General features: G+C 72.3%; 11 protein-coding genes and 1 pseudogene. 8 read left to right on the top strand and 4 right to left on the bottom strand.

From position 1 onward, the window contains the following. Window positions 1-159 precede the first annotated feature (159 nt). Window positions 160-1,320: an agmatine deiminase family protein gene (locus tag J4573_RS29730; RefSeq protein ID WP_208259180.1), complete on the top strand. Its 1,161-nt coding sequence runs from the start codon at window positions 160-162 to the stop codon at window positions 1,318-1,320. Window positions 1,321-1,343: 23 nt separating this feature from the next. Here the strand turns inward: J4573_RS29730 and J4573_RS29725 are convergent, their stop codons facing one another. Beyond that, on the bottom strand, window positions 1,344-2,426 hold the full coding sequence (locus J4573_RS29725) for a S1 family peptidase (protein WP_208259179.1): 1,083 nt from the start codon (window positions 2,424-2,426) through the stop codon (window positions 1,344-1,346). A 330-nt stretch (window positions 2,427-2,756) separates the two neighbouring features. On the opposite strand from J4573_RS29725, the gene J4573_RS29720 reads away from it, so the two are divergent. The 7 genes and pseudogenes from J4573_RS29720 to J4573_RS29690 form a co-directional block, all read left to right on the top strand. Then, entirely contained in the window at window positions 2,757-3,749 is a 993-nt protein-coding gene (locus J4573_RS29720; protein ID WP_208259178.1) for an ABC transporter ATP-binding protein, read from the top strand. Between the two features lie 62 nt (window positions 3,750-3,811). Beyond that, window positions 3,812-5,026: a chromate efflux transporter gene (gene chrA / locus J4573_RS29715; RefSeq protein ID WP_208259177.1), complete on the top strand. Its 1,215-nt coding sequence runs from the start codon at window positions 3,812-3,814 to the stop codon at window positions 5,024-5,026. Between the two features lie 45 nt (window positions 5,027-5,071). Further along, the gene (locus J4573_RS29710; protein WP_208259176.1) at window positions 5,072-6,025 is read left to right on the top strand and encodes an ornithine cyclodeaminase family protein; all 954 of its coding nucleotides are present in this window, start codon (window positions 5,072-5,074) and stop codon (window positions 6,023-6,025) included. A gap of 106 nt (window positions 6,026-6,131) precedes the next feature. Continuing rightward, entirely contained in the window at window positions 6,132-6,758 is a 627-nt protein-coding gene (locus J4573_RS29705) for an ArsR/SmtB family transcription factor (protein WP_208259175.1), read from the top strand. A gap of 1 nt (window position 6,759) precedes the next feature. After that, a complete protein-coding gene (locus J4573_RS29700) occupies window positions 6,760-7,230 on the top strand; it encodes a DUF6069 family protein (RefSeq protein WP_208259174.1) in 471 nt (156 codons plus the stop codon). A 70-nt stretch (window positions 7,231-7,300) separates the two neighbouring features. After that, window positions 7,301-8,053 (top strand): SRPBCC family protein, encoded by a 753-nt coding sequence (locus tag J4573_RS29695; RefSeq protein ID WP_208259173.1) that lies wholly within the window; start codon window positions 7,301-7,303, stop codon window positions 8,051-8,053. A gap of 218 nt (window positions 8,054-8,271) precedes the next feature. After that, window positions 8,272-9,009: pseudogene (locus tag J4573_RS29690) on the top strand (response regulator transcription factor); the annotation flags it as partial. Here the strand turns inward: J4573_RS29690 and J4573_RS29685 are convergent. The 3 genes from J4573_RS29685 to J4573_RS56740 all read right to left on the bottom strand — a co-directional run bounded on the left by J4573_RS29685 (window position 8,941) and on the right by J4573_RS56740 (window position 12,687). Next, the gene (locus J4573_RS29685) at window positions 8,941-10,830 is read right to left on the bottom strand and encodes an ATP-binding cassette domain-containing protein (RefSeq protein WP_243773734.1); all 1,890 of its coding nucleotides are present in this window, start codon (window positions 10,828-10,830) and stop codon (window positions 8,941-8,943) included. The pseudogene J4573_RS29690 and the gene J4573_RS29685 sit on opposite strands and share 69 nt — an antisense overlap. Further along, on the bottom strand, window positions 10,827-12,494 hold the full coding sequence (locus J4573_RS29680; RefSeq protein WP_208259171.1) for an ABC transporter ATP-binding protein: 1,668 nt from the start codon (window positions 12,492-12,494) through the stop codon (window positions 10,827-10,829). The genes J4573_RS29685 and J4573_RS29680 overlap by 4 nt, the downstream gene beginning before the upstream one ends. A gap of 82 nt (window positions 12,495-12,576) precedes the next feature. Next, on the bottom strand, window positions 12,577-12,687 hold the full coding sequence (locus J4573_RS56740; RefSeq protein WP_089315262.1) for a SapB/AmfS family lanthipeptide: 111 nt from the start codon (window positions 12,685-12,687) through the stop codon (window positions 12,577-12,579). Window position 12,688 lies beyond the last annotated feature (1 nt).

Genomic DNA, 12,688 nt, shown 5'->3' with positions numbered 1-12,688 from the left:
TTCCCCCTTCCCGTCGCCGGGATGGGTTACAGATGACCACGACCGCGGGGCAGTGAACAGGTCAGTCGTCACACTGAGCCCTAGTTGTGAGCTGGCGCACACCTCCGCTTGTCCTGACTGAAATTTCAGTTAGTATGCTGGCGACATGAGGGGGCGGACATGAGCGTGATGAGCAGGCGAGACGCGCTGCGTGCGGGTGCCGCGACGATCGGTGGCGTCGCGCTGCTGGGCGCCACCGGCGCCGCGTGCGCGACCTCGGATCCCGAGGCCGCACCGGCCGGGGGGACCGGGAGGGCGCCCGCGCCGGAACCGGCGCGCGGCATGCCCGCGGAGTCGACGCGGCACAAGTTGACCTACATGGCGTGGCCGTCCAAAGAGATCTGGGGCCGCGACGTCCAGGGGGCGCGCTCGGACATCGCGGGCGTCGCGCGGGCGATCGCCGACTTCGAGCCCGTGACGCTGCTCGCCGGGCCCGCCGACGTCGCGGCGGCGCAGAAGGCGTGCGGGTCCGAGGTCGAGGTGATCCCCATCCCGGTCGACGACCTCTGGATCCGCGACAGCGGGCCGACGTTCGTCCGCGAGGACGGGATCGACTTCGGCTTCAACGGCTGGGGCGGCAAGCAGCGGCACGAGCGGGACGCGCTGGTGGCGCGGCGGGTGCTGGAAACCGCCGGCGTGCACCGGATCGCGGCGCCGATCGTCGCCGAGGGCGGCTCGCTGGAGATCGACGGCGCCGGGACGCTGATGGCGACCGAGAGCTCGCTGGTGAACGCCAACCGCAACCCCGGCCGCAGCCGCGACCAGATCGAGGGCGTGCTGAAGAACCTGCTCGGCGTGACGAAGGTGATCTGGTTCGACGGGGTCAAGGGCGAGGACATCACCGACTGTCACGTCGACGCGCTGGCCAGGTTCGCCGGACCCGGCACGGTCGTCATCAGCAAGCCGCCGCCGGGCACGCCGCCGGTCTGGCAGCGCGTGTACGACCAGGCCCGCGGCGTCCTGCGGAACGCGACGGACGCGCGCGGCAAGAGCCTGGAGGTCGTCGAGCTGCCAGAGCCGGTGGACGTGGGGGATCGGGGCGAGGACTTCCTGGGGACCTACATCAACTACTACGTCTTCAACGGCGGGGTGATCCTGCCGAAGTTCGGAGACCGCGCCGCCGACATGCGCGCCGCGTCGATCGTCGGGGATCTGCACCCTGAGCGTGAGGTCGTGCAGGTGTCGATCGACATGGTCGCCGAGGGCGGCGGTGGCATCCACTGCGCGACCCAGCAGCGGCCCGCGATGGGTTCGCGGGCCGCCACCGGGTCATCCGGCTGAGCGGTTCACCTGCTCAGGCGGGCTTAGTAGATCTCCACCCCGGACGCCTGGATGGCGTCGCTCACGGGGTTGAAGAACGTCTCGCCGCCGTTGGTGCAGTCGCCGCTGCCACCGGAGGTCATGCCGAGCGCCTTGTCGCCGGCGAACAGCGAACCGCCGCTGTCGCCGGGCTCGGCGCAGACGTCGGTCTGGATCAGGCCGTCGACCTGGCCCTCGGAGTAGTTCACCGTCTGGTCGAGCGCCTTGACCGTGCCGTCGTGCACGCCGGTCGTGCTGCCGCTGCGCTTGACCGTCTGACCGACGGTCGCGTCGGCGGCACCGGTGATGTCGACGGCGCCCCCGGTGTCCTTGACCGCGCCCTGGGTGTCGGCGGGAGCGGCGTCGTACTTCACGACGGCGTAGTCCTCACCGGGGAACTTGTCCACGGTGACGGTGCCGAGCTTCTGGGTCTGGCCCTGGTCGGCGTACCAGTCCTTGCCCGCGAGCTCGGCGCAGTGACCTGCCGTGATGAAGTAGTAGTCGCTTCCCTTCTTGGCGTTGAAGCCGAGCGAGCAGCGGCCGCCGCCCGAGTAGATGGCCTCGCCGCCGATGGTGAACGTGCGGAATGTGCCGGCGACCCTCTTGGTGCTGACCGAGGCACCGTGCCTCTTGGCGGCGGCCTTCACCTTGGCGAGCGACTTGCCGGTGACGCTGGCGTCGTACGAGAGGACCACCTTGTTGGTCCTCGGGTCGACGGCGTACGCGGTGCCCGGGGTGGTCACCTCGTGCTTCAGCGCCTTCTGGACCTTCTTCAGGTCGCTGCCGCTGCGGGTGACCAGCTTGGCCTGGGCACCGGCCGCGGTGACGGCCTTGGCGGCGGACGCGTCGGTCACGGTGACCACGAGCCTGCCGTTCTGGATGTAGGACCCGGCGGTCTTTCCGCCGAGCTGACCGGCGAGCGAGTGGGCCATGGCGGCCTGCTTCACCTGCGGGTCGGGTGAGGGGGTGGCGGTACCGGCGTGTGCGCCGGTCGACGCCTGGGCGGCCGCGGCGGCGATGAGGGTGGTCGCCGTCAGACCGGTTGCCGCGCCTACGGCGATGTAACCGCGGACGTGTGGGAGCTTCACACTGCCTCCAGTGGGGGTTGGGCGTGCCCGTGCGGCACGCCGGAGGTACCCGCAATGTTGAAAGAGTTTCGGATGTGGCCGTAAGTCGAGATCTTGACCAAGTTCGTTCGGGAAATTGTCACTATGGGTGGGGATTGGCCTCGATACATCGGGCAAGATGACCCCTTTGGCCGGACCAGGCCACGTCAGAGCTCTATCGACGTGATGTCCAATGCCGATTGCGATCAGGGTCTCCCCGCCGCGCCCCGCCCGACGTATCGTCGAAAACGGCGGGGGACCGGCTGAAAGCTGCGGACATCCCGCCCCCGGACGCCCCGCCTGGGAGTGGCCATGGGCGTCGAGATCCGGGTGGAAGGGCTCAAGAAGTCGTTCGGGCGGCAGGTCATCTGGGAGGACGTGTCGTTCACGATCCCCGCGGGTGAGATCTCCGCGCTGCTGGGCCCGTCGGGCACCGGCAAGTCGGTCTTCCTCAAGAACCTGGTCGGCCTGCTGCGGCCCGACCGCGGCCATGTGTGGGTCGGCGACGGCGACGTGCCGCACCTGCGCGAGAACGAGCTCTACTCGATGCGCCGCAAGTTCGGCGTGCTCTTCCAGGACGGCGCCCTGTTCGGCTCCATGAACCTCTACGACAACATCGCCTTCCCGCTGCGCGAGCACACCCGCAAGGGCGAGGCGGAGATCCGCCGGATCGTGCTGGAGAAGATGGACATGGTCGGGCTCGGCGGCGCCGAGTCCAAGCTGCCCGGCGAGATCTCCGGCGGCATGAAGAAGCGCGCCGGCCTCGCCCGCGCGCTCGTCCTGGACCCCGAGATCATCCTGGCCGACGAGCCCGACTCGGGTCTGGACCCGGTGCGCACCTCTTATCTGAACCAGTTGTTCGTCGACCTGAACGCCGAGATGGGCGCCACGTTCCTCATCGTCACCCACGACATCGGCACCGCCCGGGTGCTGCCCGACAACCTCGGCCTGCTGTTCCGGCGCGGCCTGGTGATGTTCGGGCCGCGCGAGATGATCCTGTCCAGCACACATCCCGCGGTGAACCAGTTCTTCAACGCCCGGCGCCAGGGCCCGATCGGGATGGCGGAGGAGAAGGACCAGGCCGAGGTGGAGAGCGAGGGGGACGCCCCGCAGGCGATGCCCGCCCCGATCCCGCCGCAGCTGATGCCGACCAACGGAAGCCTCCGCCCCGGGATGAAGCGCCCCGGCGTGTGGCTGCGCGAGCACCAGGTGAAGCCGCCGCCCGGCTCGTTCATCGACGACAACGGCCGCAACTGGCTCACCGAGTGGGACCAGCTGACCCGGGCGGGTGAACGCCCCCAGTGAACGCCGGGTGAAGTCGGCTCCGGCGGCGCCACCGGGAAGTGATCTCGGGGCAGGATGACCCCGTGACCTCGCCCGACGACGCCCAGCCCGACGACGGAACGCCTGACGACGGAACGCCTGACGCCGCTGAGGCCGAGGCGGCTCCGGCCGACGCTCCCGGTCTGCTCACGATCGCTCGCGAGTGGGGGCGGATCGGGTGCGTCGGCTTCGGCGGGCCGCCCGCGCACATCTCGCTGCTGCGGCGGCTGTGCGTACGGGACCGGCGGTGGCTCGGCGCGGCCGAGTTCGAGGACGGGATCGCCGCGGCCAACCTGCTGCCCGGCCCAGCCTCCACACAGCTGGCCATCTTTTGCGCGTGGCGGCTGCGCGGCCCGGCGGGCGCGATCGTCGGCGGGCTCTGCTTCATCGTGCCCGGCCTGCTGCTGATCCTCGCGCTCTCGGTGCTCTTCCTCTCCGAGGACGCGCCGACCTGGGTTCGGGGCGCGGCGGCGGGCGCCGGAGCGGCCGTGGCGGCCGTCGCCGTCCACGCGGCGGCCGAGCTGATCCCGGCCAGCCACGAGCGTTCCCGGCACCGTGCCCGCTGGTACGCCTACCTGGTGATCGGGGCGCTGTCCGCCATCACCATCGGCCCGTACCTCGTCCTGGTGCTGCTGGTCTGCGGCCTCGCCGAGGTGACGCTACGGCGCCGCAGCGCGGGGAGAGCGAGGGCCGTGCCCCTCGTAATGGCGGCCCCGGCGGCGGCGGGCGGGCTCGGGGCGCTGGCGTGGGTCGCGTTCAAGGTCGGGGCGCTGTCGTACGGCGGCGGGTTCGTCATCATCCCGCTCATGCAGTCCGAGGCGGTCGATCACTACCACTGGATGACGGCGGGGGAGTTCACCACGGCCGTCGCGCTCGGCCAGATCACCCCGGGACCGGTCGTGCAGACGGTCTCGGTCGTCGGCTACGCGGCGGCCGGGATCGGCGGCGGGCTGCTGGCGGCGCTGACGGCGTTCGCGCCCTCGTTCGCCTTCGTGCTGCTCGGCGGGCCGCACTTCGACCGGCTGCGCGCCAGCGCGACCGTTCAGGCGTTCCTGGACGGCGCCGGACCGGCGACCATCGGCGCGATCGGCGGCTCCGCGCTGACTCTGGCGATGGCGCTGGACCATCCCTGGCAGGCCGGCGTCCTGGCCGCCGCGACGGTGTGGCTGGTCCTGCTGCGGCGCGGCGTGGTCGGAACGCTGCTCGGAGCGGCCGCACTCGGCGTCGCTGCCACACTGGTGGGCCTTTCCGCCACCTGATACCCCGTCTCGACGGACCAGGGACCCGTGGAGAGAATGGGGCGGGTGACGCTCCTGCTGAACCGATCCGACCTCGAGAGCCTGCTCGACCCGGCCGACTGCCTCGCCGCGCTGCGCCGGGGCTTCACCGCCGAAGCCGCCGAACTCACGGCGCGGCGGATCGTCACCTCGCTCCCGGGGCCCGGCAGCGCCACCGCGCTGATCCCGGGCCTGATCACCGGCATCCCCGCCTACACGGTGAAGGTCAACGCCAAGTTCCCCGGCGTGCGCCCGGCCCTGCGCGGCGTGGTGTGCCTGCACGACCTGGAGACCGGCGAGCTGCTCGCGCTGCTGGACTCGGCCACCATCACGGCCTGGCGTACGGGCCTGGCCGCCGCGCTCGGCACGCACGCCCTGGCCCGCCGCGACGCCGGAACGGTCGCGGTGGTCGGCGCGGGTGCTCAGGCCGACCTGGTGCTGCACGGCCTGTCCGCGCTGCGCCCGGTGACCGCGCTGGCCGTCTGCGACCTGGACGCGGGCCGCGCCACCGACTTCGCCGAACGGCACGGACGGCGGCTCGGCGTGCTGCCCTCCGTCGCCGCCGACGCGCCGACCGCCGCCCAGGACTCCGAGGTGGTCGTCGTCGCGACGTGGGCGCGGCGGCCCCTGCTGAACGCCGGCGACGTGGCGGCGGGCGCGCACGTGACCTCGCTCGGCGCGGACGAGCCCGGCAAGAACGAGCTCGGCCCCGAGCTGCTGGAGAACGCCCGCGTGGTCGTCGACGACATCCCGCTCGCGGTCGAGATGGGCGTGCTGGCGGGCGCGGGCCTGGGCGTCAAGCACGCCGCCGGAACGCTGCGCGACGTGTTGTGCGGCGAGGTCCCCGGACGCGTCAAGGAAAGCGAGATCACCGTCTACGCCCCGGTGGGCCTGCCCTGGCAGGACCTCGCGCTCGCCTGGGCCGCCTACGCCGCCGCCCGCGATGCGGGTCTCGGCGCCGAGTTCGACTTCCTGCACTGATTCCAGGCTCGTAACCCCTGGTCAGCCAGGGTTCGGGTCGCCCTGCCACTCACCGACAATTTTTTTTGTCTTGACAAGATGATTTGTCGGCTGGGAGAGTGAGGGCATGTTCGAAGTAGCGGTGATCGAAGACGCGGCGGCGGCCGAGGCCTCGCTGGACCCGATGCGGGCCCGGCTGCTGGCCGAGCTCGCCGAGCCCGCGTCGGCGACGATGCTGGCGGCGCGCGTCGGCCTGGCGCGGCAGAAGGTGAACTACCACCTGAAGGCGCTGGAGCGGCACGGGCTCGTCGAGGTCGTGGAGGAACGCCGGAAGGGCAACGTCACCGAGCGGGTGATGCAGGCCACCGCCGCGTCCTACGTGATCTCACCCGCGGCCCTGGCCGCCGTCCAGCCCGACCCCGCGGCCTCGCCCGACCGGCTGTCGGCGCGCTGGCTGCTCGCCGTCGCGGCCCAGCTGGTCAAGGACGTCGGCGCGCTCATCACCGGCGCCGACCGGGCCCGGCAGCGGGTCGCGACCCTCGCGGTCGACGGCGAGATCCGGTTCGCCTCGGCGGCCGACCGGGCCGCCTTCGCCGAGGAGCTCACCGGCGCGGTGACCGCGCTGGTGTCCAAGTACCACGCCGAGAACGCGCCGCAGGGGCGCGACCACCGCCTGGTGATCGCCCTGCACCCCAGCGTCAAGAACGAGACCTCTTCCGAGACGTCCCCCCAGAACGAGACCGAGGAGAACTGACATGACCGCCACCACCATCACCCAGCCGCCCCAGGCCGAGTCCCAGACCCACGCCCAGCCCCAGACCGTTCCGGCCGCGCGCAAGGCCGTCCGGCGCGCCCGCGCCAAGGCCGCCGGCGTCGCCGTCGCCGCCAACGGCGCGATCTACCTGGCCGCCTCGGCGCTCGGCGTCGACTTCATGCTGACCGACTCGGCGAGCCCCGAGGGCCACCACCTGATCCTGCCGGAGATCGCCGTCTTCTCCCTGGTGTTCGCGCTGCTGGGCTGGGGCTCGCTGGCGCTGCTGGAGCGCTTCACGCGGCACGCCAAGGGCATCTGGACCGCGCTCGCCGGCACCGTGCTGGCCCTGTCGTTCGCGCCGATCTTCCTGGAGCAGGCCGGCGCCGCGACCCGCGTCTCGCTGATCGTGATCCACGTTGTCGTCGCCGCCGCGCTGCTGCCGATGCTGCGCCACACCGCGCGCCGTTCCTGAACGACCCGCACCCTGCTCACTCCCTCATCGCCGATTGCCCGACCACACGAGACTCAGAGGAGCAACAGCCATGTCGCACGCGTTCGAGTTGCACAAGGAGATCGAACTGGCCGCCACCCCGGAGCAGGTCTGGGAGGCCATCGCCACCGGACCGGGGATGGACGCCTGGTTCATGGGCCGCAACGAGATCGAGGCCCGCGAGGGCGGCACGACCAGCCTCACGATGGCCGGCCAGACCGAGACCGCGACCGTCACCCACTACGAGCCCGGCAAGCGCTTCGGCTCCCGGACCGCCGACGGCGACGACGGCGCGTTCATGGCCTTCGAGTACCTGATCGAGGGCCGCGAGGGCGGCAGCACCGTGCTCCGCCTCGTGCAGAGCGGCGTCCTCACCGGGGACTGGGAGACCGAGTACGAGGCGATGAAGACCGGCTGGGACATGTACCTGCACTCCCTCGGCGAATACCTCTCCCATTTCGCCGGGCAGACGGCCGACGTCGTCAGCGCGTTCCGCCCCGGAGCGGACGCCTCGGAGTCATGGGCGGCTGTCAGGACCGAACTCGGTTTGGGTGACAAGGTCGCCGTGGGAGACGCCGTGCGCTTCCAGATCGAGGGACTCGCCCCGGCCGAGGGAATCGTCGACTACGTCGACATGCCCACCTTCCTGGGCGTGCGCACCGGCGACGGTCTCTACCGCTTCATCCATTCCGGAGCCGACCGCGGGAATGTCCTGGTCCTCGGCCACCACGTGTTCGGCGGCGCCGGCGCGGAGTCGACCGAGCAGGCCTGGCAGTCCTGGCTGAACGGTCTGAGCGTCGCCTGAAAATCACCGTCCGATTCCGGACCACCGTTCCCGGAAATCCCTCCGGCCGAAAGGAGGAACGGCCTCTCGCATGACACCGATGAAGCCGTTCGGTACCGGCAGCGCGCCGCCTCACCCGTCAGTGGAAGAGGCGGCGCGCTTCCGTTTTGCTCGCGTGGATAGGGCACCGGCTTTAAACGCCTGGAGTACATCCGGGGGTTGTTGAAATTTGTCTCCACATGAGGTTGACTCGGCGAAATCTTTTGACTTCACTCAGTGGTGCGCCCCCTGCCTGCCCCAGCCCCTCGTCAAGGTGGAGGTCATGGACGCCCTGCCCAGCCGTGCCCCCGATTTCTTCTCCCGCCCCCCGCCGTACTCGCGTCTTCCACAGGAGATGTGTCAACTACGGCGAGTCTCGGCCCTGCGGGATGGCGGGCCTCGGGAGACCAGAAATGATTCGAGTATTGATCGCCGAGGAGGCCCCCCTTTTGCGCAGCGGGCTGGTCGCCTTTCTCGGTGGACTGAACGACGTCGAGGTGGTCGCCTCGATCGGATCAGGGGAGAAGATCGTTTCCGTCGGGCTGGCCTTTCAGCCGGAGGTGGGGCTGATCGACGTCGACCTTCCGGGGGTGGACGGCTTCGCCGCTTCGCGTGCCCTTCAGGAGGCCCTGCCCGATTGCCGGACCGTACTGATGGCGGCCCGTCGCAGACCAGGTGATCTGCGGCGGGCCGTCGCAGTTCGGGCCGCGGGACTGGTCATGAAGAACACCTCGCCGGACGGCCTGGTGGCGGCGATCCGCCGGGTGGCCGGCGGCCGCCGTTTCGTCGACCCCGACCTGGCCTTCACCGAGCTCGGCGCCGCGCAGAACCCGCTCACCGACCGCGAGCTCGAGGTGCTGACGCTGGCCTCACAGGGATTCACGGCCGCGCAGATCGCCGAGAGCCTGGTGCTCACGATCGGAACGGTCCGCAACCACCTCTCGCGCATCAACCGCAAGGTCGGCGCGCGCAACCGGGTGCACGCCATCCGCATCGCCGAGAAGTCGGGGTGGCTGTGATCCCGAGCCGGTCCAGTGGCCGACCAGGTCGCGGTAGAGGGGCGAGGACCGCAGCAGTTCCTCGTGGCTCCCCAGGCGCGCCCGCGTCCCGTCCAGCACCAGGACGCGGCGCGCCCGCAGTGCCGAGCTCATCCGGTGCGCGATCACGATCAGGGTGCCCGGGCGGCGGGCCAGCGCCCGTTCCGCCCGGGCCTCCGCGGCCGGATCGAGGTGGCAGCCCGCCTCGTCCAGCATGATCACCGGCGCCGGCGCGAGATGGGCCCGGGCGAGCGCGATGAGCTGGCGTTCGCCGGCCGACAGCGCGGCGGGGTCCACCAGCCCGCCGTAGCCGCCGAGCCGCGCCGCCAGCGTGGTGAGGCCGACCGCGTCCCCGGCTCCGACGACCGCGTCGTCGGTGGCGCCGGGCGCCAGGTAGGCGACGTTGTCGTGCAGGGTGCCGGTGAAGACGTAGGCCTCCTGCGGGATGAGCACGCGCAGTCGCGGGTCGCCGGGCGGGCGGCCGCCCACCCGGACCCGGCCCGCGTCCGGCGACAGCACGCCCGCGACGAGTGCGGCGAGCGTGGACTTGCCGATGCCGCTGGGCCCGACCACGGCCACGTGGTCGCCCGCCGGGATGGACAGGTCCAGATCGCTGATGACCGGCTGCGCGTGCGGCCCGTACGCGAAGGTGACGTCACGCAGCTCGATCGCCGTGCCGCTCACCGGCGCGCGCCTGCCGTCCGGGAACGGCCGCACCGGGGGAGGCGGGGCCGCGGCGGTCTCGAGGATCCGGCCGAGCGTCACCGCCAGCCGCAGGCCACTGCCGCCCATGCCCTGCACAAGGGACTGCAGCGCGGGCTGCAGGCCGTGCAGAACGTAGGTGAGCGCGCCGACGACCGTGCCCGCCGTGGCGCCGTGCCGGACCAGCCACGGCGCGCAGATCAGGATCAGCAGCGGCGGGATCCAGCCGCCGACCGCGATGGTGAGCACGCGCACCGCCGTCATGCGCGCCACGGCTCGTCCCGCCGCCGCCTGCCCGTCCACCACCTGAGCGAGGCGCTCCCGTACGCGCTCTTCGCCGCCGCACGCGACCACGTCCCGCAGCCCTTCGGCCAGCGCACCGGTCCGTTCGGCTATCTCCTCCTCGCCGACCACCAGGTCGCGCTGACGGGCCGCCGCGGCGCCGAACGCCAGCGTGAACAGCCCGAGCCCCAGCACCAGCGGCGCCACCACCAGCAGCGCGACCTGCGGCATCAGCGCCAGCAGGCCGATCGCCGCCCCGGCCGCCGCGAACAGGAAGCCGCGCACCACCACCAGCAGCCCGCCGAACGTGTCGCGGACGATCTCCACCTGGTGCGTGAGCCGGGCGACCGCGCCGGTGTCGGGCCGCCCGTTCAGCGAACGGTACAGCGCGCCGCGCGTCACCAGGCGGACCAGGTCATCACGGAACGGCTCGACGATCGCCGCGAGCGGGCCGTACAGCCGCTTGCTGCCGACCGCCCCGGCGAGGGCCGTCACGGCAAGCAGGCCGAGCCACGCGCCCGCGTTCCAGGGATGGTCGGCGCGGAACGCGTCCACCGCGCGCGCCACGGCCAGCCCGAACAGCAGTGTCGGCGCCGCCTCGATCATCGACCAGAACACCAGGGCGGCGACCGGCCGCGGATGCGACCGCGCGGTCCGGGCGAACGTCCGCGTCAGCAGCCGCAGGGTGTCGCGCCGCCATGACCTGGAGCGGCGGAGCCCCGACCATGGGCAGGTCATGACGGATCGCCGGAACCGCCGCCGAACACGGCGCGGTAGCCGGGGTCGCGCCACAGGTCCGCGTGGTGACCGCACGCGCGAACCCGGCCGTCGTCGAGCCAGACGACCAGGTCCGCCCGTGCGGCCGTACCGGCCCGGTGCGCGATCACCAGCCGGGTCCGGTCGCTCAAGGGCCCGAGCAGGACCTGCGAGATCTGCAGCTCGGTCGCGGTGTCCAGGCTGGAGGTCGCGTCGTCGAGCACCAGCAGCCGGCCCGGATGGGCGAACGCCCTGGCCAGCCCGATGCGCTGCAGCTCGCCGCCCGACATCGGCGCGTCCTCGATCCGGGTCCGGTAGCCGCCCGGTAGCCGTTCGATGAAGCGGTCCGCGCACGCGGTGACGGCGGCCTGCTCGACGCGTCCCTCCGGAACGGCGGCGCGGCCGAAGCCGATCGCGTCGCCGACGGTCTCCCCGAACAGGGCGGGGCGGGCGAACGCGTAGCCGATGGCGTCGCGCAGGGCGGCGTGGCTGAGCCGGGGGAGCGGCACCCCGTCCAGCAGGACCTCGCCCCGGTCCGGGTCGGTGAGCCTGCCCGCGAGTGCGGCGAGCAGCGACTTCCCGGCGCCCGAACGTCCGACGACGGCGACGGCCTGGCCGCCCGGCACGGTCAGGTCCACGTTCTGCAGGCCGCCCGCCGTGACGCCGCGGAACTCCAGCGTTCCCGGGCCGGGCGGAGGGGCCTCGGCGCCGTGGTGGCGTACGGGCCGGGCGAGGACCTCCTCGGCGCGGGTCGCTCCGGCGCGCGCCCTCCCGAGTCGCAGGACCTGGGTGACGACGGGTCCGAAGCCCGCCGCGAGCCCGGCGTACTGGACGGCGGCGACGAGCTCACCCGGGCTGATCCGGCCCGCCATGAGCTCCATCCCGGCCGCGCCGACCACCGCGATCTGCAGCAGCGTCAGCGACAGCAGCCCGCGCGCCGCAACGCTGCCCTGCACCCGCCACATCGCCTGCCCCTCGGCGTGGAGCTCGGGCAGCGGCGCGAGGATCCGTTCGACCTCACGTTCGGCGGTCCCGGCGGCGGCGATCGTGCGGGCTCCGGTCAGCGCCTCGGCCAGCCGCGCCGCGATCGTGCCCTGAACGTCGAGGTAGCGCCGTACGGTCGCGGAGATGTCGCGGACCAGCACGTGCAGCAGGGCGGCGATCGCCGGGAGCGCGACGGCGACCGTGGCGGCGAGGCGCCAGTCGACGACGCCGAGCACGATCAGCGCACCGGCGGGCGGCACGAGGGCGGCGACGGCCTGCGTCGCGGCGGCGGGCGCGACGCCCGCCTCGGCGGCCCCGCCGACCACCCGGCTGGTCACGTCGCCGGCGCGAAGGTCGAGGTTCGGTCCGGCGGCGAGCAGGTGCCGGACGAGCGAATGGCGCAGCCAGGCCGTGGCGTGCGCGGCACCCGCGCCGGCCGCGAGCTGAATGAGCATGTCGGCCGTCGCGGAGACTGCGATCAGCGCGGCGCAGGCCCACACGGCGGCGGTCCCCGAACCGGTCAGCACGCCGTCGATCGCGCGGGCCAGCGTGATCGGCAGGATCGTGACGGCCGCCGCGTCCGCCAGCGTCGCGACGGCCAGGAGCGCGCTCCAGCCGCCGCCCCGCAGGGCGGCGCGCATCAGGAGGCGGTCCGCGCTCATTGTGATCTCCTATGGAGGTGGCCATGGCCCTCACAGGGAGTGGGCCATGGCCACCAACAGGTGCCTTAGAGGCAGGGTGCCTTTACAGGCAGATCGTGATGCTGTGGGAGCTGTGGCAGAGCAGGCTCAGGCTGCTGTTACCGCCGCCACCGCCGTTTTCGCTCACCATTCCCTGAAGGTCAAGAAGCGCCATT

Origin of the sequence: Actinomadura barringtoniae (assembly GCF_017573505.1) — a bacterium.
GTDB lineage: Bacteria > Actinomycetota > Actinomycetes > Streptosporangiales > Streptosporangiaceae > Spirillospora > Spirillospora barringtoniae.
The sequence above is the reverse complement of the archived record's forward strand: the minus strand, read 5'-3'. Positions and strand labels throughout refer to the sequence as shown.